The sequence below is a fragment of the Arthrobacter sp. UYCu723 genome (assembly GCF_054059215.1).
The window spans coordinates 3,695,195-3,715,995 of sequence record NZ_JBSSBW010000001.1 but is presented as its reverse complement, the minus strand read 5'-3'; the positions used below and the strand labels follow the sequence as shown (position 1 = coordinate 3,715,995).

General features: G+C 66.1%; 25 protein-coding genes. 12 read left to right on the top strand and 13 right to left on the bottom strand.

Features of this window, described 5'->3' with window-relative positions:
- The first annotated feature begins 13 nt into the window (after positions 1–13).
- The gene (locus ACVWZ8_RS17440; protein ID WP_456505334.1) at positions 14–400 is read left to right on the top strand and encodes a hypothetical protein; all 387 of its coding nucleotides are present in this window, start codon (positions 14–16) and stop codon (positions 398–400) included.
- 7 nt (positions 401–407) lie between these two features.
- Here the strand turns inward: ACVWZ8_RS17440 and ACVWZ8_RS17435 are convergent, their stop codons facing one another.
- Positions 408–734: a chorismate mutase gene (locus ACVWZ8_RS17435; RefSeq protein WP_426978146.1), complete on the bottom strand. Its 327-nt coding sequence runs from the start codon at positions 732–734 to the stop codon at positions 408–410.
- A gap of 14 nt (positions 735–748) precedes the next feature.
- Between ACVWZ8_RS17435 and ACVWZ8_RS17430 the strand changes: the two genes are divergently transcribed.
- Entirely contained in the window at positions 749–1,171 is a 423-nt protein-coding gene (locus tag ACVWZ8_RS17430; protein WP_456505972.1) for a VOC family protein, read from the top strand.
- Between the two features lie 89 nt (positions 1,172–1,260).
- On the opposite strand, the gene ACVWZ8_RS17425 is transcribed toward ACVWZ8_RS17430, so the two are convergent.
- Positions 1,261–2,007: an SOS response-associated peptidase gene (locus ACVWZ8_RS17425; RefSeq protein WP_426978147.1), complete on the bottom strand. Its 747-nt coding sequence runs from the start codon at positions 2,005–2,007 to the stop codon at positions 1,261–1,263.
- A gap of 93 nt (positions 2,008–2,100) precedes the next feature.
- On the opposite strand from ACVWZ8_RS17425, the gene ACVWZ8_RS17420 reads away from it, so the two are divergent.
- From ACVWZ8_RS17420 to ACVWZ8_RS17405, 4 genes are all read left to right on the top strand, one after another.
- A complete protein-coding gene (locus ACVWZ8_RS17420) occupies positions 2,101–2,586 on the top strand; it encodes an AAA family ATPase (protein WP_426978148.1) in 486 nt (161 codons plus the stop codon).
- A 120-nt stretch (positions 2,587–2,706) separates the two neighbouring features.
- A complete protein-coding gene (locus ACVWZ8_RS17415; protein WP_456505333.1) occupies positions 2,707–2,964 on the top strand; it encodes a mycoredoxin in 258 nt (85 codons plus the stop codon).
- Positions 2,965–3,106: 142 nt separating this feature from the next.
- Complete coding sequence (locus ACVWZ8_RS17410) at positions 3,107–4,192, top strand: S-(hydroxymethyl)mycothiol dehydrogenase (RefSeq protein WP_456505332.1); 1,086 nt, start codon at positions 3,107–3,109, stop codon at positions 4,190–4,192.
- Positions 4,189–4,836, top strand: coding sequence for an MBL fold metallo-hydrolase (locus ACVWZ8_RS17405; RefSeq protein ID WP_456505331.1), 648 nt, complete (start codon positions 4,189–4,191; stop codon positions 4,834–4,836). The genes ACVWZ8_RS17410 and ACVWZ8_RS17405 overlap by 4 nt, the downstream gene beginning before the upstream one ends.
- A gap of 23 nt (positions 4,837–4,859) precedes the next feature.
- Here ACVWZ8_RS17405 and ACVWZ8_RS17400 read toward each other — a convergent pair whose 3' ends face one another.
- Positions 4,860–5,609: a lipoate--protein ligase family protein gene (locus tag ACVWZ8_RS17400; protein ID WP_456505971.1), complete on the bottom strand. Its 750-nt coding sequence runs from the start codon at positions 5,607–5,609 to the stop codon at positions 4,860–4,862.
- A gap of 16 nt (positions 5,610–5,625) precedes the next feature.
- Here ACVWZ8_RS17400 and ACVWZ8_RS17395 point away from each other — a divergent pair, with 16 nt between their 5' ends.
- Positions 5,626–6,009, top strand: coding sequence for a DUF2177 family protein (locus tag ACVWZ8_RS17395; RefSeq protein WP_456505330.1), 384 nt, complete (start codon positions 5,626–5,628; stop codon positions 6,007–6,009).
- Between the two features lie 100 nt (positions 6,010–6,109).
- On the opposite strand, the gene ACVWZ8_RS17390 is transcribed toward ACVWZ8_RS17395, so the two are convergent.
- Positions 6,110–6,913: a thioesterase family protein gene (locus ACVWZ8_RS17390; protein WP_456505329.1), complete on the bottom strand. Its 804-nt coding sequence runs from the start codon at positions 6,911–6,913 to the stop codon at positions 6,110–6,112.
- 67 nt (positions 6,914–6,980) lie between these two features.
- Positions 6,981–7,181 carry a DUF427 domain-containing protein gene (locus tag ACVWZ8_RS17385; protein ID WP_456505328.1) on the bottom strand — a complete coding sequence of 67 codons (201 nt, stop codon included), beginning with the start codon at positions 7,179–7,181 and terminating at the stop codon, positions 6,981–6,983.
- A 109-nt stretch (positions 7,182–7,290) separates the two neighbouring features.
- Here ACVWZ8_RS17385 and ACVWZ8_RS17380 point away from each other — a divergent pair, with 109 nt between their 5' ends.
- Positions 7,291–8,001 carry an endonuclease/exonuclease/phosphatase family protein gene (locus ACVWZ8_RS17380; protein ID WP_426979926.1) on the top strand — a complete coding sequence of 237 codons (711 nt, stop codon included), beginning with the start codon at positions 7,291–7,293 and terminating at the stop codon, positions 7,999–8,001.
- Between the two features lie 413 nt (positions 8,002–8,414).
- On the opposite strand, the gene ACVWZ8_RS17375 is transcribed toward ACVWZ8_RS17380, so the two are convergent.
- Positions 8,415–8,798: a 2Fe-2S iron-sulfur cluster-binding protein gene (locus ACVWZ8_RS17375; protein ID WP_456505327.1), complete on the bottom strand. Its 384-nt coding sequence runs from the start codon at positions 8,796–8,798 to the stop codon at positions 8,415–8,417.
- A 280-nt stretch (positions 8,799–9,078) separates the two neighbouring features.
- On the opposite strand from ACVWZ8_RS17375, the gene ACVWZ8_RS17370 reads away from it, so the two are divergent.
- Positions 9,079–11,370, top strand: coding sequence for a putative transposase (locus tag ACVWZ8_RS17370; RefSeq protein WP_456504600.1), 2,292 nt, complete (start codon positions 9,079–9,081; stop codon positions 11,368–11,370).
- On the opposite strand, the gene ACVWZ8_RS17365 is transcribed toward ACVWZ8_RS17370, so the two are convergent.
- Genes ACVWZ8_RS17365 through ACVWZ8_RS17355 form a run of 3 tightly spaced genes read right to left on the bottom strand, consistent with a single transcriptional unit; the run spans position 11,367 to position 14,362 of the window.
- Positions 11,367–11,912 (bottom strand): ferredoxin reductase, encoded by a 546-nt coding sequence (locus ACVWZ8_RS17365; RefSeq protein WP_456505326.1) that lies wholly within the window; start codon positions 11,910–11,912, stop codon positions 11,367–11,369. The two genes, ACVWZ8_RS17370 and ACVWZ8_RS17365, sit on opposite strands and share 4 nt — an antisense overlap.
- Positions 11,893–13,593 (bottom strand): HAL/PAL/TAL family ammonia-lyase, encoded by a 1,701-nt coding sequence (locus ACVWZ8_RS17360; RefSeq protein ID WP_456505325.1) that lies wholly within the window; start codon positions 13,591–13,593, stop codon positions 11,893–11,895. Before ACVWZ8_RS17360 ends, ACVWZ8_RS17365 begins: the two co-directional genes overlap by 20 nt.
- A complete protein-coding gene (locus ACVWZ8_RS17355; RefSeq protein WP_456505324.1) occupies positions 13,571–14,362 on the bottom strand; it encodes an IclR family transcriptional regulator in 792 nt (263 codons plus the stop codon). The genes ACVWZ8_RS17360 and ACVWZ8_RS17355 overlap by 23 nt, the downstream gene beginning before the upstream one ends.
- Before the next feature lie 228 nt (positions 14,363–14,590).
- On the opposite strand from ACVWZ8_RS17355, the gene ACVWZ8_RS17350 reads away from it, so the two are divergent.
- The gene (locus tag ACVWZ8_RS17350) at positions 14,591–15,766 is read left to right on the top strand and encodes a cytochrome P450 (protein ID WP_456505323.1); all 1,176 of its coding nucleotides are present in this window, start codon (positions 14,591–14,593) and stop codon (positions 15,764–15,766) included.
- 216 nt (positions 15,767–15,982) lie between these two features.
- On the opposite strand, the gene ACVWZ8_RS17345 is transcribed toward ACVWZ8_RS17350, so the two are convergent.
- Entirely contained in the window at positions 15,983–16,450 is a 468-nt protein-coding gene (locus ACVWZ8_RS17345; RefSeq protein WP_456505322.1) for an SRPBCC family protein, read from the bottom strand.
- 17 nt (positions 16,451–16,467) lie between these two features.
- On the opposite strand from ACVWZ8_RS17345, the gene ACVWZ8_RS17340 reads away from it, so the two are divergent.
- A complete protein-coding gene (locus ACVWZ8_RS17340) occupies positions 16,468–16,707 on the top strand; it encodes a hypothetical protein (protein ID WP_456505321.1) in 240 nt (79 codons plus the stop codon).
- Between the two features lie 12 nt (positions 16,708–16,719).
- Here the strand turns inward: ACVWZ8_RS17340 and ACVWZ8_RS17335 are convergent, their stop codons facing one another.
- The 3 genes from ACVWZ8_RS17335 to ACVWZ8_RS17325 all read right to left on the bottom strand — a co-directional run bounded on the left by ACVWZ8_RS17335 (position 16,720) and on the right by ACVWZ8_RS17325 (position 19,248).
- Entirely contained in the window at positions 16,720–16,932 is a 213-nt protein-coding gene (locus tag ACVWZ8_RS17335) for a YegP family protein (protein ID WP_456505320.1), read from the bottom strand.
- A gap of 109 nt (positions 16,933–17,041) precedes the next feature.
- Positions 17,042–18,745: a DUF5671 domain-containing protein gene (locus ACVWZ8_RS17330; RefSeq protein ID WP_456505319.1), complete on the bottom strand. Its 1,704-nt coding sequence runs from the start codon at positions 18,743–18,745 to the stop codon at positions 17,042–17,044.
- Positions 18,745–19,248: a hypothetical protein gene (locus tag ACVWZ8_RS17325; RefSeq protein WP_456505318.1), complete on the bottom strand. Its 504-nt coding sequence runs from the start codon at positions 19,246–19,248 to the stop codon at positions 18,745–18,747. The genes ACVWZ8_RS17330 and ACVWZ8_RS17325 overlap by 1 nt, the downstream gene beginning before the upstream one ends.
- Before the next feature lie 88 nt (positions 19,249–19,336).
- Between ACVWZ8_RS17325 and ACVWZ8_RS17320 the strand changes: the two genes are divergently transcribed.
- Entirely contained in the window at positions 19,337–20,791 is a 1,455-nt protein-coding gene (locus ACVWZ8_RS17320; protein ID WP_456505317.1) for a DUF5129 domain-containing protein, read from the top strand.
- Positions 20,792–20,801 lie beyond the last annotated feature (10 nt).

Below are 20,801 nucleotides of genomic sequence, written 5' to 3'. Positions count from 1 at the left end.
GCAGGATTGAGCCATGAGCTCCCATAACGCACTCCTGAAGCATGTAAGCATCGCCGCCAAGGATCCAACCTTGGTGGCGACGTTCGATATAGACGGAAATATCCCGGGGCAAGGCGCCTACGTGGTGGGCCTCCTGGCGGCCGGGCCGGACTATTCCCATCAGCGCAGGCTGGGTATTGAGTTCATGAACGGCGAGGCCGTTTCCTTCTACTACTTCAACCATGACGGCACGGAAGAGAATTTCGACCTCAAGGGCGTGGAACACTCAGGGAACACCATCACCGGAAACTTCCCCATTGCGACTGTGCTTGGCCTCCCCAAGGGCCACCTCATGACGGCCTTCAGCGATTGTGACGGCCGGGACTACCAGGCCAACGTGCCTGTCGAAGAGTCCCTCTAAGCCCCTGCTAGGAGCTGGCTTTGTACACTTCCAGCTCAAGGGTGATGAAGGCATCGATCATGGCCTGGTAGGTCTTTTCGACGAGGTCGACGTCGATGTCCTTTTGTTTCGCAGTGGCGCGGACGTGTTCGATCACCCGCTCCACCCGGCCGGGAGCACGCACCTCGGCGCTGTCCGCCTTGAGGGTTCCGGCGATCCGGATCAGCCGCTCGCGGCGGCCGATCAGGGACACAATCTGCTCGTCCACCTCGTCAACAGCCACCCGCACGGCGGCGAGCTGTTCCCTGTCGGCCTGGGCGGTCTTGTCGTCTGCGTGATTTGTGGACATGTGCATGACAGTATCGAATGATGCAGCCACGAGTCGACTTAATTTCACTGGGTGTCCGCAGTGTTGACTCCGCCCGCAGCTTCTACGTTGACGGCCTCGGATGGCCGGTCCAGCGGGAAGTCCCCGGCGAGGTGCTCTTCATCCAGGCCAACCACGGCCTGGTCCTCTCGCTCTGGGACGCCGGGCAGATGCAGGCCGAAGCAGCCACCGATCCTCCTGCCGGCATTCCGTGCATCACGCTGAGCCACAATCTGGGCAGCGCGGCGGAAGTCGACTGGGTGATGGCCGAAGCGGAGTCTGCGGGGGCCACCATCGTCGCGGCGCCGCAGACCCAGCCCTGGGGCGGCTACACCGGCTATTTCGCCGATCCCGACGGCTACCGCTGGGAGGTCGCCTTCAACCCCAGCTGGGCGGTCGACGGCGGCGGCAAGGTGACGCTCTGACGCCCACCGTCACCACGGGAGTCCGCGCAGATCGATGGTTCCTTCCGGCCACGCCCCTACGGGCTGCGTTCCTGCGCTCCAGCGGCGCGCTAGAACAGGCTTCCCACCGGCTGGATGAGTTCCGGGGAGTCATTCTTCACGTTCCCGACGGCGGTGCCCACGGCGTCGATCGTCCAGCCCTCCGCGACGTCGTGCGCCCCGGCCCGGACCAGGTCCACGAGGGTGGCAGCGTCATCGGCCTGCGGATCCAGCCATGTCTCCATGGTCTGGCGGCCCATCGGCAGCGGGACCCTGTCGTGCAGCGCGGTCAGCTCGGCCAGCATTCCCCCGGCGTAGCCCTCCGGCGGCGAGTCAGTGGTCATGATCGACGTCGAAAGCATCCAGCGCTCCGGGTCCCCCTCGGCCTTGGAAGGGTCTTTCCACCACTCGAAGAGTCCGGCGAACACAATGGGGCGCCCGTCCCGGGGGTGAACGTAATAGGGCTGCTTGTTGCGGCCCTCGCCCTTCCATTCGTAGTAGCCGTCCGCCGGGACGGCGCAGCGCCGGGACCGGGTGGCCTTCCGGAACGCGGGCTTCTCGAGGACGCTCTCGCTGCGTGCATTGATCATCTTCGAACCGATGCCCGGGTCCTTGGCCCAGGACGGCACCAGCCCCCAGCGCGCGATATGCAGCTGCCGGACCGGGCTTCCGTCCACGAGCCGTTCCAGGATGATCGGCACGTCCGCGGTCGGGGCAACATTCCACGACGGCGGAATCGCGAACTCCTCCTCCAGCCCGGCATCGAATTCGGCCAGCAGGTCTCCGACGGCCCGGGCCATCACGTAGCGTCCACACATGGCACCAGCATGCCACCGCACGGATTCCGTGTCATCCGCCTGGCCGTCAGTCCGGGACACCCGCCGGCTGGCCGTATCCCCTAGACTCCCCGCATGGTCAAAACGTCAACGGTGGTCCTGATGTGCGGCGTGGCCGGCTCGGGAAAAACAAGCTACGCCAAGGCCCTTGAGGCCGAAGGTTACGTGCGGCTCTCGGTCGACGAGGAGATGTGGCGTCAGGACCGGGAGCTGGCGGCACGCTTCGGCACCCCCGAATACTTCGATTTCACCGTGGCGGTGGAACGGCAGCTCCGGATCCGGCTCGTGGAGCTCATGGCAGAGGGCCGGGACATCGTCGTCGATCTGTCCTTCTGGTCCAGACAGCGGCGCGAGGAATACAAAGAGCTCGTCACCGCCCACGGCGCTGCATGGCAGCTCGTGTATCTTGACGTGCCCAGGGATGAGCTCCTCCGGCGGCTGGAGCTGCGCCGGCTGCACGCGGGACCGAACTCGGCGCCGGTGGGACCTGCATACCTGGACAAGTTCCTCGCCGGCTTCGAGGCACCTGCTGATGAGGGCGAGACGGTAATACGCCCGTAGCGGCCGCCACCTCTGCGGGAATACCGGCCCCCGGGTTACGGTTAGTGACAATGACGTCCGACTTTTGTCGGCAACCGGCGCTGTCACCCGGCACCGTCAACCAGCTTTGAGGAGAACTTCGTGGACTTCACCCCCGAATCCGGCACCATCACCATGTTTTCGACCACCTGGTGCGGCTACTGCAACCGCCTGAAGAAGCAGTTGGACGCCCAGGGTATCGGCTACACCGAGATCAACATCGAAGAAGTTGAAGGCACCGCAGATCTCGTGGAGAGGCTCAACGGAGGCAACCGCACCGTCCCCACCGTGCTGTTCCCGGACGGCACCGCGGCCACCAACCCTTCCGCGGCACAGGTCAAGAGCAGGCTCGCCGCCTGAGTCTCGCCCGAGGGCCGTTTGTGCAACCTGTTGTACATTGCGCAACAACTTCTGGAATTTGGACTTGGCTGTGTGATAGACAGATCACAGTCACAAATAGCGCTGCCTCCATTTCCCGCACTGTACTCAAGGGAGCTTTTCCGTGGTCCACAAAGTCAAAGGTGTAGTAGCCCGCTCCAAGGGAGCACCCGTCACGGTGGAGACCATCCTGGTCCCCGATCCCGGCCCCGGTGAGGCGCTGGTGGACATCCTCACCAGCGGTGTCTGCCACACCGATCTGCACTACAAGCTCGGTGCCATCAACAACGACTTCCCGTTCCTGCTGGGCCATGAGGCCACCGGCGTCGTCAGCGCCGTGGGACCGGACGTCACCTCGGTGGCCGCCGGCGACCGCGTCGTGCTGAACTGGCGTGCCGTCTGCGGCGAGTGCCGGGCCTGCCGCCGCGGCGAGCCGCAGTACTGCTTCAACACCCACAACGCCACGCAGAAGATGACCCTCGAGGACGGCACCGAGCTCACCGCCGCCCTGGGCATCGGCGCGTTCGCCGCGAAGACCCTTGTGGCCGCCGGCCAGTGCACCAAGGTGGACCCTGAAGCCGACCCCGCCGCCATCGGGCTGCTGGGCTGTGGCGTCATGGCCGGCCTGGGTGCCGCCATCAACACCGGAAACGTCAAGCTCGGCGATTCCGTCGCCGTCATCGGCTGCGGCGGAGTGGGCATGGCGGCCGTCGCCGGCGCCGCGCTCGCGGGTGCCACCACGGTCATCGCCGTCGACATCGACGCCAAGAAGCTCGAACGCGCCAGGGAATTCGGTGCCACCCACACCGTGGACTCCTCCGCCGTCGATCCGGTCGAGGCGATCCGCGAACTCACCGGCGGTTTCGGCGCCGACGTCGTGATCGACGCCGTCGGACGCCCCGAGACGTACAAGCAGGCGTTCTACGCCCGCGACCTCGCCGGCACGGTGGTCCTGGTGGGCGTTCCCAGCCCGGAGATGACCCTGGAACTGCCGCTGCTGGATGTCTTCGGCCGGGGCGGCTCGCTGAAATCCTCCTGGTACGGCGACTGCCTGCCCTCGCGCGACTTCCCGATGCTCATCAGCCTCTACCGGCAGGGCAAGCTGGACCTCGACGCCTTCGTCACGGAGCGGATCACGATCGACCAGATCGAGGAAGCCTTCGACAAGATGCACGCCGGCGCGGTGCTGCGCTCGGTCGTTGAACTGTGAGCGCCGGAACCGGGGGCACACTGAAGATCGAGCAGCTGGTAACCTCGGGCACGTTCTCGCTCGACGGCGGCACCTGGGACGTCGACAACAACGTCTGGATCGTCGGCGACGACCAGGAATGCCTGATCATCGACCCGGCGCACGACCCGGCTGCGGTCAAGGCCGCCGTCGCGGGCCGGAAGGTCACCGCCATCCTGCTGACGCATGGGCACGATGACCACATCGGCGCCGTCGGCAAGGTCCGCGACCGCGTCGGCGCAGCGGTCCATCTGAACCGTGAGGACTGGATGCTTTGGGAGCGCGTGTTCCCGGGCACCGAACCGGACCACGCGATCGCGGACGGCGACACGTTCGACGTCGCCGGTGCGCGGCTGGTGGCCCTGCACACGCCGGGCCACTCGCCGGGTTCGACGTGCTTCTACCTGGAAAGCGAGGGCACCGTCTTCAGCGGCGACACGCTGTTCCAGGGCGGCCCGGGAGCCACCGGCCGGTCCTTCAGCGACTTCCCCACCATCATCGAGTCCATCCGGAGCCGTCTGCTGACGCTCCCGGCGGGCACCGTGGTGCGGACCGGCCACGGGAATACGACGACGGTCGGCGCCGAGGCGCCGCAGCTCGAGGAATGGATCGCGCGGGGGCACTGAGCCCGGACGGCCGGCCTGCGCGGTCAGCCGCGCAGGCTGGCGAAGTCTCCAAAGCCGAGCTGCGCGTAGCGGGCGTAGGTGTCGATCACGGCCGCCTCGATGGCGTCCACGTCCAGGTGCGGGACGAGGTCGTTGACGGCGCCGGCCGTGGCAGGGTCCCAGTCCAGGCCGAGCGCCGCGTAGCTGGCTTCCAGCACGGCGCGGATCGGGGCGGGGTTCTCCACCACGATCACCGAGCTGAACAGCCAGCCGCCGGCCACGACGCGCTGGGCGGTGCCGATCAGCTTCACCTGGTGGGCGGGATGCTCCGGATCCTGGCCGTGGACGCTGAATTCGCCGGGGCAGTACTCGCCGGGAATCTCCCCGACGGCGGCGTCGACTCCGGCGCTGCGCAGCGCCTGCGCCAGCAGTTCGCCGAAGAAGGAGAAGCGTCCTTTGGCGCCGGCGATAGCGTCCCGGTGCGGTTCCAGATGATCGATCACGAGGGTGCCCTCGTGGTAGGCAGCGGCACGCCCGCCGGCCTTGCGGACCAGCGGCTCAAAGCCCAGCTCGCGGCATGCCTGAGCGGCGGCGTCGAAGCCCGGAAGGTGTGTGTCCCGCTGCCCGAAGGCGACAGTGGGCACCGGGCGGTAGAGCCGCAGCATGGGTCTGACCTCACCGGCCTTGACCTTCTGCAGCAGTTCGATCGCGAAGTCGAGATCTCCGGCGGCACCGAGGGACTCCTCCTGCCGGACGATCGTCAGCGTGCGTGGTCCGCCCGGGGCCTCCGGCATCTTGTTATGCTCCCTTATGGTCATCTTGCAGTTCCTCGTCGTGGCCGCAGCGTTCGCCGTCATCGACGCCGTCTGGCTCAAGTCAATGAGCAAGTTCTACCGGCGGAGTCTGGGGCACGTCCTGGCGGACAAGCCCCATCTAGGGTACGCCGTTGTTTTCTACGTCTTGTACATCATCGGGATCGTCTTCTTCGCCCTCCAGCCGGCGCTCGACGGCGGAAGCTGGCTCAACGCGCTGGGCTACGGCGCCGCGCTGGGAACGTTCGCCTACGCCACCTATGACCTGACCAACGCCGCGACCCTGAAGAGCTGGCCGCTCGTCATCGTCGTGGTGGACATCGTCTGGGGTGCCTTCCTGACCGGCCTGGCCACGCTGGTCGGCTGGCTCGTCTTCCACTAGCATTTCCCGGCGAGCGGCGTCGGCGTCGGTCCCCAACTGACCCGCAGTTGTTGTCGTTTTGAGCACTGAAAACGACAACTATTGCGAGCCACTTGGGTGGTCAGGACTTCCGCAGCGTCAGGATCTGTTCCGCGCGGCCGAACGGACCGGTGAGGTCATGCAGCACGGTCGACGTGAGGCCGATTCCGTCCGTGCCGAAGGACACCTCGTTGTCCAGCCCCAGCCATTCCCCTTCGGGGCGCCGGTACATGTGGATCTGCAGGTCAAGGTTGGGAAAGGCGTAGCTGCCCTGGCCCGGCGGGACGCGCGCGGCGATCCCGTTGGCGGTGTCCACGAGGCCGACCAGCCGGGCCAGGTCGCTGCTGTCCGCCTGGTCCGTCAGCGGGTGTGTGGTGTGCAGCCAGACCGTGCCGGAGCCGGCGCGGTGCCCCTCGGCAATCCGCATCTGCAGCGAGGCGATGTACCCGCCCGGCCAGATGCTCGCGGCGTCGTAGGGTTCGCATCCTTCCGGCGCGGGGATCCGGGGATCCTCAAAGGCGGCGATGGCGGCGGTGTCGGACATGATCATCCGCCAGGCCGTGGCGCGGATCGCGACCCGCCCCTCCGCCACCAGCTCGGCCTGCAGCAGTTCGATGGTCCGGCCCGGGCGGAGCGTGGTGGTGGTGACTTCGAATTCGCCGCCGGGGATCAGTCCGAGGATTTCGTAGCTCAGGCGCGCCATCCGCATGTCGTCCCGCGGCTCGTGCCGGGCCAGGCAGTCCGCCATGATGCCGGACGCGGGTGCCATGTGCTGCTCCTGTTCGTTCCAGGCGCCCTGGGCGTGGATAGTGGAGCGGAAGCGCCCCTCCCCCAGCACCTCGTAATAGAAGTCGCCCTCGGCAAGCACCGGTAGTTCAGCAGTCAACGTCCGCCCTTTCGCAGCATCAATCGTAGAGAATCCCAAACCACCCTATCCCCTGCTGCGGCGTGCCTCAGGCCTCTACGCGGACGCCCCGCCAGAAGGCCGCATGGTCTTTGATGTGCTCGGCCTCGGACGTCGGCTCGGCGTAGAACCAGGCCGCATCCTGGTTCCGCTGGCCGTCCACCAGGAGGCTGTAATAGCCGGCCTGGCCCTTCCAGACGCAGACGCTGCTATGGCTGCTGTCCTCCAGGTACTCGGAGTCTGCAGGCATCCGGAGGAACCCGCGGACCCGCGCGGCCGGTGCTCCCACTCGTTCCGCCGGACTGGGTAGACTCGGAATCAGGTTTTTCACGACTATCCTCCGAAGAGGTGCTCCCCTGATTCGAGTCATCAGCTACAACCTCCGCAAGCACAAGGCCAGTGGTGAGCTGGTTGATCTGGCCCGCGATTTTGAGATTGATGCTTTGTGCCTCCAGGAGTGCGACACCAACGATCTCCCGGAAACCATCGGCAACCTGCACCTTGCCGACGCCACCAAGGGCAACCGGCTGGGCTTGGCGATCTATTACCGGATGGACCGGTTCACGGCCTATGAGACCAAGACATTCGCCCTGAAGAAGTCTCTGCATGACCGCGTCCTGTCGCCCGCGCACGAGCGCCTGATCGGCACCCGGGTGATCGACAAGGAGACGGACCATGATCTTGTCATCGCGTCCTTCCATGCGGCACCCCTGACCGCGTCGAACTCGCTGCGGCGGAACCAGATCCACGCCGCCCACGCGGAGCTGCTCAGCATGGGCGGGGGCCTGTCGCTGATGGTGGGCGACTTCAACTACCCGTTCTTCACCAAGTACCTGACCGCCCAGATGAAGGACGCCGGTTACGACCTGACGCTCAGCGACCGGCGGACGTACACGCGGTACAAGGTCTTCAAGGGCCACTTCGACTTCGCGACGTCGCAGGGGCTCGAGATCGAAAGCGTGGAAACCCTCCCCCGCGGCGCGTCGGACCACCTGCCCATCCTGATTTCGGCGGAATACGGTCAGGACGCACCGGAAGCTGACGACCCGGCGTCACCCACCGCAGAGTAGCCGTCGAAGCCGCAACAACTCCCGGTGAACAGGCCGTGAACGGACTGCCGAAAGCACCGTTGCCGTTGCCTTCCCGTGATCTACCTCTGGGCGTGACCCACTCCAGACGTACGTTCATGACCGCCGCAGGAACGGCCACCGCCACCGCGCTCCGCCGCCGGGAGCAGCTGGAGGGCCGCCGGCGCGCCCGCCACCCACAATGCCCTGTCCCTCAAATTATTCACCATGATTTCAAAGGAGCATTAAATGACAGACGCCGCATCCGGCCAATTCGGATACGGCATTCGAAAAAGGCCACGAAAATTATGGATCAATAGAATCCCGCCGGCAACCGAGAGGCGGGCAGGCCAGGCCACTGGGTCGGCAAACCCCTTGGTTCGGTCGATAACCACGGGCTTTGAGAACCTGACGGCCTAAAGGTCCAGCACCAGCCTGTCGCTTCGGCAGCGCGAAACACAAATCATCATTGTTTCATTTGCGGCCCGTTCCTCATCGTTGAGAATTTCATCACGGTGATCCGGAATCCCGCCTAAGACAACCGTTTCGCATGTTCCGCATGTGCCTTTCCGGCAGGAATTCAATGCGGGAATTCCGGCACGTTGCAGGGCGTCCAGAATTGTCTCATTTGCCTTAACTTCGATTTCCATTCCATCGGCGGTTTCCACTACGAACGGGGCATCGTCGTCAGCCGGGCCGCCGCCTGGCTCCGCGCCGCCGTCGTCTTCCGAACCGAAGTCCTCAAACAGCAGGTGAGGCACCAGACCGTCCGCGTGTGCCGCGCGAAGCTCGGCGAGCATCCGTTCCGGGCCGCACGTGAAGACAGTGGCATCCCCGGTCAGCCCCGCCCCGCGCAGATACTCCGTCAGGACCGTGCGGCCGGATTCCTCCAGGGCACGGATGCGGACCTTGTCTCCGGCAGAGTCAAGGACCAGGACTCTGGTCATGGTCGGGTGGCGGTTTTGCGGGTTTGTTGATTTTTCGGTGTTTTTGCTTGGTGAGGGCTGTTAACTTCACCCATTCTTCGATATAATAGATCATAGAATCTGTGTCGTTGAGAAGGGTGGAATGATGAGTCTTATGACTGCTCAGCCACCTCTTCCCGTGGCGATGGTTTCGGATGCCGTGCCGTTGGGGTTGGCGGGTTCGGTGGTGAAGGATGCCAGCGGTGGCGGGGCCGTGTACCTGCATGGCCAGATATCGTTTGCCTGGGATGGCGGCGACGAAACCGCACGCCGCTGGGCAGCAGTGAAGCTGGTACAGCTCAAGGCTGCCCCGCTGGGTGAGATCGCAGCAGCTTTCTCGGTCACGCCCGGCACGGTGTGGGCGTGGGGTCAGTTGCTGGCCGACGGCGGCATCGTGGCCCTGGTGCCGGAAAAGAAGGGCCCCAAGAAGGCATCCCGGCTCAGTGCCGATGTCATCAACCAGATCGTGGAACTGCGCGCCACCGGCCTGTCCCAGCAGGCCGTCGGGGATGCTGTGGGGGTCTCGGAATTCAGTGTCCGCCGGGCCCTGAAACTCGCCGCCGAACAAGCCATTGAACAGGCCACCAAAGACGCAATAGAAGCAACAGCACCCGGTGCCAGTGAGCCGGAAACGCCGGTGTCGGCTGTTGTGGTGCAGCCGGAATTGCCGATCCTGCCAGCCCCCGTGCCACGCACCAGTGAGCGCACCGCAGCCGGCCTGGCCGAATGCGCTGAACCGGTGTTTGCCCCGGCGGCACGGGTCCCGCATGCTGGGTTGTTCCTGGCCTTCCCCGCACTGGAGGCCACCGGCCTTCTGGCCTGTGCGAAAGCCACCTACGGGGCGTTGCCGAACGGGTTCTACGGTCTGGAAACGATCCTGATCGACTCGGTGTTGCGGGCCTTGGCCGGGGAGGCCCGGGCGGAGGGCGCCACCCGCTTCAACCCGGAGGACCTGGGCCGGGTCTTGGGGTTGGATCGGGCCCCGGAAGTGAAGACGATCCGCCGGCGCATCGCCCAACTCGCCGAGACAGGGAAGGCGCAGGATTTGATTGCGGCCCTGGCCGCCCACCACTTGGGCAACGTGGGCCCGGGCGGGGAGAATGGTGGAGAAAACTTGGCCGCGGTCCTCTATGTGGATGGGCATGTGCGCGCCTACCAGGGCACGAAGAAGATCGGGAAGCTCTACTCCACCCGGTTGAAGTTCCCGGTCCCGGCGACGGAGGAAACCTGGGTCTCTGACGCCAACGGATCCCCGGTGTTCCTGGTCATGGCGGCCCCCGGCGCTTCCCTGGCCGGGGAACTGCGCGCCCTGTTGCCGAAGCTGCGGGACATCATCGGCGATGAGCGGCGGGTGCTGGTCGGCTTTGACCGCGGCGGCTGGTCCCCGGCCCTCTTCCAACACATGAAGGAGCAGGGTTTTGATGTGTTGACCTGGCGGAAAGGCAAAACCGACGACGTTGACGAGGCCCTGTTTACCGAGATCACCCACGCCGACGAGCACGGGGAAACCCGCACCTTCTCCGCAGCGGACATGCTCGTTGACCTGCCCCTGACCACCACTGCGAAGACCGGGGAGGTGTTCCGGATCCGCCAGATCACCCGCATCGTGGCCGCGTCCGGTGGTGGCACCCGTCAGATTCATATCCTCACCACCGACCACACGGTCCCGGCCGGGGAGGCGATCCACCGGATGGGGAACCGGTGGCGGCAGGAAAACCAGTTCCGCTACGCCCGCATGCACTTCGACCTGGACTCCCACGACTCCTACACCAGCGCTGATGATGATCCGGAGCGGATGGTCCCCAACCCCGCCAAGGCCAAGGCCTACCAACGGGTTGTGGCAGCACGGAAACACCACGCCGAGGTCACCGCGACCGTTGATGCCGCCGAACTCGTGTTGAAGACCCCGCCGCCCGACACCGAGGAGCTCATGGTCACCAATGCGATGATCAACCAGCTGAAGGCACCCTTCTGGGACGCGGAAACAGCCCTCACCCAGGCCGAAACGGCCCACGCCGAGCTCCCTGCCAGGATCCGCCTCGGCGACCTCGCCCCCGGCCAACAGGTCCTGGACACCGAGACGAAATTCATCCACCACGGCATCCGCATGGGCGCCTACAACACGATGATGACCCTCGCCCGGGAGATCCGCACGAACACCGGCTACAAGCGCAGTGCCGATGAAGCCCACGCCCTCATCCGCCAGGCCTTCAGCCAGTCAGGAAACATTGACCCCACCGTCCCCGGCATCCTGACGATCAGCTTGGACCCGCTGCCCACGAAGGCAAAAACCACTGCGATCGCCGAACTCTGCGAACACCTCACCCAAACCGCGACGCGTTACCCCGGGACCGACCTCATCCTCAAATACGAGGTCAAATCCAAGGCGCCGGCTCCGAGGCATTAAATCGCGATATCCGGAGTCCTGAGGACGGCCAACTCGTCCACGAAAGCCATGGAGTGCAGGCCGCGCCCGAGGTACAGCAGACGCCAGGACTCCCCATTTTGGTGCGCCGTCCGGATCATGGGCAGCAGCGGTGTGATTCCGATGCCGCCGGCAATGAACACCTTCTCCCCGGAGCCCGGGGTGCCGCGGAAGTTGTTCTTCGGGCCGCGGATGTCGAGGACATCGCCCGCCTTCAGCGACTCGTGGACGTAGCGTGAGCCGCCCCGGCTGGACTGCTCCCGCAGCACCGCGATGCGCCATTCGTAGCGTTCGGCCGGATCGGAGCACAACGAGTACTGACGCAGGATCCCATTGGCGAACAGGACATCGATGTGGGCACCCGGCTCCCATGCCGGCAGCGCACCACCGTCGGGATCCGACAGAATCAATGAAAGGACGCCATCAGCTTCCCGCCGGACCTCGCTGACGGTGAGGCGGACGAAGCCTTTTCCGGCCGACGCGGGCACGCTGAGCCTGGCAGTGTCAGCGGTCTGGAGCGTCATCGCTGCCTCCGCTAAGCACAGCGTTCACGGCGGTGACCACCGCTCCGTCGTGGACCAGTTCGCCGGCTTTGCGCAGCCGTGGGTACAGGACCACATCCTGCTTGAGGTGGTCGATGGGGCGGCCATCGGCGGCGGCCGTGGAGCGCAGCAGAGCCAGTGCGGCCAGGCTCGCGGCCCCCGGCATGGCGCCGGCCGTGGCAGGAAGGCGCATGCGCAATTCCAAGGCCTGCGCGGCCATGAGGAGTTCGACTGCCACCACGGACTCGATGTTGGTGACGATCTGGCGCGCGTGCCGGCCGGCGTTGTTGGCCATGGACACATGGTCTTCCTGGTTCGCGCAGGTGGGGATGGAGTCCACGCTGTCCGGATGGGCGAGCGTCTTACAGTCGGAGACCAGGGCAGCCGCGAGGTACTGCGGCAGCATGTACCCGCAGTCCATCCCGATCTGTTCGCTCGCCACCAGCATGTCCGGCAGGCCGCGGTTCAGGGTGCCGTCGTCGAGCCGGAAAAGCCGGCGTTCGGTGATGTTGCCGATTTCCGTGACCACAATCGAAATGAAGTCCGCTACGAAGGCGACATATTCGGCGTGGAAGTTGCCGCCGGAGACGGCTTTAAGCGTGCGGGTGGACGGCAGTGACGGGAAGATCAGCGGGTTGTCGGTGGCGGCGTTGATCTCGTTGTCGATGATCCCGGCGGCGAACTCCAGCGTGTCCTTGACCGGGCCGAAGACCTGCGGGATGCAGCGCAGCGAGTAGGCGTCCTGGGGCGGCTGGCGCACGGGGTCGCTGCCGGCGTCGCCGTCCACCAGCCCGCTGCCGGCGAGGAGTTCGCGGAGCCGCGCGGCCACCTCGATCTGGCCGCGCTGGCCCCGGGCCTGGTGGAGTTCATCGATGAAGGCATCACCGAAGCCCATGAGGGCCTCGATGGTCATGGCCGCCGTGATCTGCGCCGTTTCCAGCAGGTTCTGCGCGTCGTAGAGCGCCAGGGCCGCCTGGGCGCAGGAGAAGGAGGTGCCGTTCAGGAGGGCCAGTCCGTCCTTCGCGCCAAGCGGAAGGCGCTCGATCCCGGCATGGGCCATGGCGGCGATCCCGGAAACCACGGCGCCGTCCACGAAGGCCTCGCCGGAATCCAGTTCCTCGTCCTCGCCGGTGTGGGAGCGGGACATAACGATGGCCACGTGGGCCAACGGGATGAGGTCGCCGGAGGCGCCGAGGGAACCGTATTCCGGGATGGCGGGGTACACGCCCCGGTTAAGCATCTGCGTCAGCGTCGTCACAATGTCCGCCCGAACGCCCGAATGGCCTTGGGTGAGGCTGACAATGCGGATGAACATGGTCGCCCGCACCACTTCCTCGTCCACGTACCGGCCCACGCCTGCCGCGTTGGAGAGAACCAGGCGGCGGGACAGCTCCGCGGCGTCAGACGGCTCATCGAAGGCCTGGCGGCCGGCGAGGGAACCGAACCCGGTGTTGATGCTGTAGATGGGTGCGGTCTTTTTACCGGCTTTCATTGCGTCCATGACGCCGTCCAACCACTCCTGGCTGGGCTTCATCCGTGCCAGTGCCTGCTCATCCACCACTACGGGGCGCCGGTGGCGGGCCACGTCGATCAGGTCCTGCAAGGTTGTGCGGTGCATTCCAAGGACCACCGGCGCGGTATCAAGCAGAGTTTCGAGCGTCATCGCGTACCTCTCGGGTTGTTCGGCGGCTAGCGAGGGAACCCAGCGATGCCGCCAGGTTCTCCGCTGCCTCATTCATTGTTTTTAGCGTCGAGTTCAGCCAGGCACGGGAGCCGCAGCGGCTCTCCGGTCCGGCCACGTTCAGGGCGCAGACAGCTTCACCGTCGAGCATCACCGGCACGGCGACGGAGACGGCACCCAGATCTAGTTCGCCGCGGGATACCACCCAACCGTTCGTCCGGATCTGCGCAAGGCTGAGTTGGATCTGCTCCGCCGACGGCGTGTTGTCCGTGAAGCGCGGCAGGTCCCCGTCCAACACCTGACGCACGACGTCGGACGGCGCCCACGCGAGCAGGGTCCGGGGTCCGGCTCCCGCCGTCAGCGGCAGGAGCTCATTGACCGCGAACGTGAACTTGAAGGCCTTGTCCGGTTCCGCGCGGCGCAGGCACAGGGCCTGTGTGCCGACCCGGATGATCAGGACGGAGGTCTCCCCCACGGCGTCCACGACGCTCCTAAGCACCGCCGTGCCGACTTCCGCAAGATGGCTCTGCGTCAGGTGCCGGCCCGACAGCGCCAGCAGGGCGCGCCCCGGCCGGTAGATGCCGGAGTCCTCCTGGACGAAGCCTTGTTCACGCAGTTGATGGAAGTAGCGGTAGGTGGTGCTGACCGGAATCCCGAGCTTCAGGGCCACACTCTCCACGGTGGAATCGCCGGCTTCCGCAACTTCGGAAAGGATCATGAGTCCCCTCTCGAAGGATGTATGTGTTGCCATGGCTTTGCCTCCTGTCTGATTCGGGCGCCTGTGTCGCCAGTCACGAAGTGATCGTGCAGGGCGCCCGGCCGGATGTACAAAACCCATTCTCACAGAGTGAGAACGGCATTTATCGGGTGCTTCCGTTTCTCGATACTTTGATGCCACGAATTGGCTGCCCCGCAGCAAAGCACTCCGACGGTTTCGAGGCCCACGATGTCAGTAAGCAGTCCCCGGAAGAACGTTCCCGTGTTGTCGGACGATCCCTACACGGACGAGAACCTCACAAACCCGTACCCTTTGTTCGATCGGATGCGGGCGGCAGGTCCGGCCGTGTGGCTCGAGAAGTACGGTGTCCTGGCCTTTGCCGGTTTCGAGGAATGCAAGGAGATCCTCGAGGACTACGCAACGTTCATCTCCAGCGCCGGCGTCGGCCCGAAGAACCTCCATCACGAGCCCGCGTGGCGCCCGCAAGGCATCCTGGAATCGGACCCGCCCGTCCACGGCCCCATGCGCGCCGCGATGGCCGGGGTCATCTCCCCGCGCGGTGTCCGGTCCCTGCGGGCACAGTTCGAGGTGTTTGCCGATGAACTCGTGGACCAACTCATCGCCCGGAGAACGTTCGACGGTGTCACAGACCTCGCCGAGCTATTCCCTATCCGCGTCTTCGGCGACGCCGTCGGAATCCCCCGCGAAGGCCGCGAAGCCAACCTGCTGCCCCACGGCGCCATGAATTTCAGCTCCTTCGGCCCCGACGATGAACGCTCCCGCGAATTCTTTGAAAAGGGCGGGCCGACGCACGAATGGGTCATGAACAATTGCGCCCGCGAAAACCTGTCCGCGGACGGCATGGGTGCCCAGATCTGGGAGTACGCCGACCGCGGCGAAATCACGGCAGAGCAGGCCGCGTTGCTGGTCAGGGCGATGCTGTCCGCAGGCCTCGACACCACCGTTTTCTCTATCGGCAATACCCTTCAGACGCTGGCCTCCCACCCCCAGGAGTGGGCCAGGCTTCACGCCAATCCGCGGCTGGCCAAGTTCGCCATTGATGAAGCACTCCGCTACGAGTCACCGTTCCAGTCATTCTTCCGGACCGTTGCGACTGACACGGTTTTTCGGGACATCCCGCTGCCGGCCGGGTCAAAGGTGCTGTTGTTCATGGGTTCGGCCAACCGCGACGCCGGCCAGTGGGGACCAACCGCGGACCAGTTCATGATCGGCCGGAACGCCGGGGGACATCTGGCCTTCGGCATGGGCATCCACCACTGCGTGGGCCAGCCTATATCCCGGCTCGAGATGGACGTCCTCTTCACAGCCCTGGCTAAGCGCATCAAAAGCCTGGAGCTGGTGGGCGAGCCCGTGCCGTACCTGCACAACACCCTCCGCGGCTGGCGCTCCGTCCCGCTCAAAATCGTGGCCGCCTGACCTGTGCTTTCCGTAAGGAGGTCTTGTCCAGCTTCGTTTCGCTCCCCGTGTTGACCAGTTACCGGTTATGAGACGGCTAGCCGGGTCAAAAAGACTGAACCATGCTGGTCGAGGACAGCACGGCATCGGGATCCTCAAACGGCGCTGGCTAGGTGATGAGGTCGGCACGGAGCAGCTGGGGCTGTCCATGAACGTACACGGCTGCCGTCCTCCGGCTCAGGCCCTGCGCTGCCTGACAGCGCCAGCGAGGGCGGCCAGGCCCTTTTCGAAGTCCGTACCGACCATTTTGTCCATGCTCATAAACAGGGCGAAGAGCTTGCCGACACCCTTGTTCTCTCCGGTCATGGTCCAGGTGACCTGTGTTCCGCTGCCGGACGGCGTAAACGTAAAGCTGGTCGGGTTAATGGCCTTGAAGGGCTTGGTGAATTCCAGGCGGATCTTGATGCTGTTCGGCTCGGAAGCTTCGACAATCTCCATGGTGCCGGAGCCCGCCTTGCGGTTGCCGCTCCAGGCGTACTTGGCGCCGACGCCGGAATCGCTCCCGGAGTAGCTGCGCTGCATTGCGGGATCCACGGACTCCCACGGCGACCATTTGGTCCATTCATGGAAGCTGTTGACCAGTGGGAAGATGGCTTCGGCCGGGCCCGGGATGACTGCATTTCGGGTGACTTCATAGGTGGACATGGGGCAATCCTAGACGGTTGCGGTCCGCCGGACCCCGGGCCGGCCGTCGCGGCGCGCTGGATTTCTGCGATGACCGTTTTCAGTTCCTTGAGCTGGGCAACTTCTGCCTGCGTCGTTTTAATGAGGCCGTCCAGCACCTTCATGAGGCCTGCCGTCTGATCCGCTTCGGCGTCAGCAGCCGGTTCGGCCCGGATCACTGCTTCCCCACCGTCAATACCGCGGTCCGGAGCTACAAGAAGACTTTCGGCCTCGTCTAGCCCTGGCCCGCCTCAGCCTGCCACGCCGGTGATGGTGCCCGCCGGCTCTTCGGTGAGATCGACGACGTCGGACGCTGCGTTCTTCTTGACGGACTCGACCCCACCCATGGCGCTGGCCTTGGACTTATAGGTCTGCGAGGACGCGATCACCTCGCCGTTGGCGGCCTTGAGCCGGAAGCGGAACCCGCCGGACTTGTCCTTGTAGACCTCGAATTTTCCCGCCATTTCGCACCCCTGATTTCGGTCCGCAGGGCCGGTCGGGTGGCCGGCACGCCATAGAATACCGCCGCCGCTGAAGCGTGCGCCAAAGTCTTGTGACCCGTGCTGCCGCCGTTCAGGCAAGCAGGGGAACCACGTCGATCCTGCCATCCGGGCTGATCGTGACGAGCACTCGTCTGGCGGTCACACCAACCAGCGCCGCCGCAACCCTGCCTGTGAGCTGCGCCGTGTCGACAGGCCCGGAACCAGCCCCGGCGGCAGCGCCGGAGCCCGCTCCCGTGCCGGCGGCAGCGCCGGCGTCGGCCCGCCGCCAGATGGTCACACTGGCACCAGTGGTCTCCTCGATCGCCCGATGCAGCGCCGCCGGATCGGTCCCAGTAACCAGGACAACGTGCCCGATCGTGCGTTTCCGGGCGGGCCCGGCGGCGAGGGCGGCGCGGTCATGACGCCACACCGCGAAGTGGTATCCGGAGGCCAGCCCCGTGGCCACGAGGAGACCGAGCGGGGCGCGGATCCGGTCCACGAGGCTCGCGCCCGTGACGTCGTCCAGGAAGTACTCGAAGACCCTGAACCCGATCACCAGCAGCGTGATGACAGCGACCACCGCGCTGAGGCCGAACACCACTATCAGGTAGACGCGGCGGGCGTTCAGCACGTTCCCGGATCCACCTGTGCCGGCCGCGGTATTCCAGCCGCGGGGTTGCCAGGCGAGCCACCAGACCGGGCCGCCGGCCAGGAGCGAACTGATCCCCGCCAGCAGGAGCGTGCGGACCCCGAAACCGGCCAGCGGCGTCGCCGCCATGGCGAGGGCAGCGTTGACGATCACCCCGATACCGGAGGCGGCCGCCACGAGGGCGACGCCGGTGGTCACGAGTCTGCCTCCTTGCCGGGTCGACTCAGCACGCCCCCGGGCCAGTCCTCGGTGGTAGACCCAGACAAGCGAGCCGACGGCGGCGGCGGCGAGCGCCGGGGCGAGCGGCTCCAGCAGGACGTCCACCGCTTCGGTGCGGTCAAACGCCAGCTGCAGCAGCACGAAGAGCGCCACTCCGGCGCCGCCCAGCGTGAGGATTCCCGCACCCAGGACGCCGGCGGTGATGAGGGCGACGTCGGCGAGCCCGGTGCGCAGCCGCTGCCCGCCGTCGTGCTTCCAGTGCCACCACCAGACCAGCCCGCCGCCCGCAGCCCAGACGAGGGACTGCAGGGCGGACAGCCACCACGGCCTGCCCACCGACCCCGCCTCGACAGCCCCCCGCAGGGCCGCATCGAACAGGGTGGACATGGCTCCGACGGTGCCGCCGACGCCAATCACCAGCCCCAGAATGGCACCGAGCACGGTGGGGGCGTCGGCCAGATCCGTGGGTCGCTTCCGGGCGTTCCCCGACATCCATCGGTGCCAGAGCCACACCGCCGCCCAGACCACACCTGTCGCGAGGGAGAGGCGCCACTGCAGCGACCGCCCGCCGATCAGGCTGGTGAGCGTGCCCAGCAGGTTGCTCGTGGCGATGACCAATGCCAGCATGTAGGCGCCGGCGAGGTACAGGCCCCAGCCGACGGAGGCGCGCTCCGGCTCCTCCCCCAGCCTCCGCCACACGGCCCACCACAGGACCGCCGCGAGCGGGCCGCCGATCACGGCAAAGGCCAGCGAGCGCGCCAGTCCGGCCACATCCCCGGTTGCCAGGGCGGTGCCGGCCACCAGCAGCCGCGCCAGCAGCCCGCTGAGGCCGACGGCGGCGACCACCACGAGCGCGAACAGCAAGGCACACACGATCAGGCGGCGCACGGTGCGCGGCGCGGAACCGACAGCGATGCCGGCACTCATTACTTCACCGCCGGGTTGGGGCAGACCGTCAGTTGCCAGGGGGCGTTGTCGATCAGCCACGTGTCTCCTGTCTTGACGAGGTCAAAGACGTCCGCCACCTGGTACTCGGCGCTGCCGAACGGGCCGCCGCCCTCCGAGACTGTGATCAGCACCCTCACATCCGCGGACCCGGCGCGTTCCGTCGTGGAGACGAGGGTGACGCGGAGGTTGTCTGCCGTCGTCCGTCCCACGTTGCTGCACCTGGTCCTGGCAGCCTCGCTCAGGTGGGCCGCCGCGGCGGCCTCATCGCCGGCGATGACGGCGGCGGAATACCGCTGCACCGCCCCGGCCGGCGTGGACTCGTCCAGCGGCGCCGGTTCTCCGCGGGTAAATACGACGGCCAGGGCCACGATCACGAGGACGGCGATCGCGGCCAGCATGGCGAGGAGGGTCCGGTCCGGCTTCCGCGGCGGCGTTTCGGCTGGTGCCGCGGGGGGTTGGTCCTCGCTCGCCTCTGCGCTCATGCCGCCAGTATGGACGAGCAGGATTGGCCCGTCACGGTGTCTTTAGGCCCCATTCCGCCCGGACGTCCGGTTGCACTACGCTCAGCAAATGGGAGTCATGCGGAAATTCTTTGGCGTCCTGGCCTTGGTCCTGATCGGGCTGGTAGGCACCGGGCCGGCCGCGCTCGCCGTCCGGCCCGTCGACGTCGTCGTGGAGGACCGGGCGGGGGTGCTGGACCGAAACACCCTCCTGCCCGCAGTGCAGTCCATTGACTTCTACCAGCCCACGAAAGTGGCCGTGTACACCTACAACGGAACGGCCTCGGCCAACCTCAATGAGGAAGTCCTGCGCTTTGCCCGCGCCGAGCACCCCGAATGGATCAGCGCGGACGGGCAGAAGTGGGCGGACGGGCTGTTCATCTTCGCGCTGGATCCGGTGGGCAGGCATGTCGGGACCTACCTGGGCGAGGACCGCAAGGTCTCCCCGGAGCAGCGCGATGACATCCAGAACGCGTCCAAGGAGCTGCTCCGTGACGCCCAGTGGACGGACGGCACGATTGCCGGCATCAGGCGCGGGGCCGAGCTGATCAACCAGCCGTGGTACCGGTCTGCGGCCTTCCTCATCACGGCCTGGGCGACGGCGGCGGCGGCCGTCGCCGGGGCTGGCACGTGGCTGATGGTGCGCTGGCGGACCCGGTTGATCAGCCGGAAGGAACTCGCCCGCGGGGACGCCAGTTATGCGAACGTCAGCATGGACCTGCAGGTCACCGAGCTCAACGCCGGCACCATTCCGGAGGCCTCGCGCTATGGAAGCACAGTGCTGGAGAAGCACCGCAGCTTCATGGCCAAGTACAACACCGCCACCGGACTCTCGAACCAGGCGCACGCGTTCTCTGCCAAGGAGCTGAGCCGGCGTCCGAACCTGGCGCTGGTGCGGAGCTACGCCGATGCCGCCGCCGAACTCGACGCCCTGGACGACGTGATTGCCGACACCAACGCCCTGCTCAACCGCGGATCGTCCTGGGCCCCGGCCTGGGACCGGCAGCTGGCCCCGTTCCGCAACGACCTCGCCGCCGTCGAGCTGATGCTCAGCAAACGCCACGCCCAGGGTGACTCCGCGACGGCCGCCGCCCTCCGGTCCTTCCGCGAGCAGAGTCATCGCGAGCTGGAGCGCTGGACCTCTGAACTGGCTGATGGCACCACCACGCCGGAGACTGCGCTCGACCGCCTGCGCGACGCCCGCACGCAGCTTTCCGAACTGCTGAAGAACCACGCCGACACCGTGATTAGTGGCTTCGCCAAGAGCGAGAAGGAAGCCAGCCTCATGCGCAAGGAAATGGAGAGTGCCCAAGCCGGGTCCAAGGCCAGGTACGGCCGCAGTTACGAGCCCAGCATCCTCGGCACGGTCTACCCGTCCTATTACTTTTTCTCGGTGCCCACCTTCAACTCCGGCTTCAACACAGGCGTCAGCAGTGTCAGCAGCGCCCGCGGCGGGAGCAGCACCACCGGCTACGGCAGCAGCGGGGGGAGCTTTTCCGGCTCCGGCAGTTCATCGAGTTTCTAGGGGCGGCTTC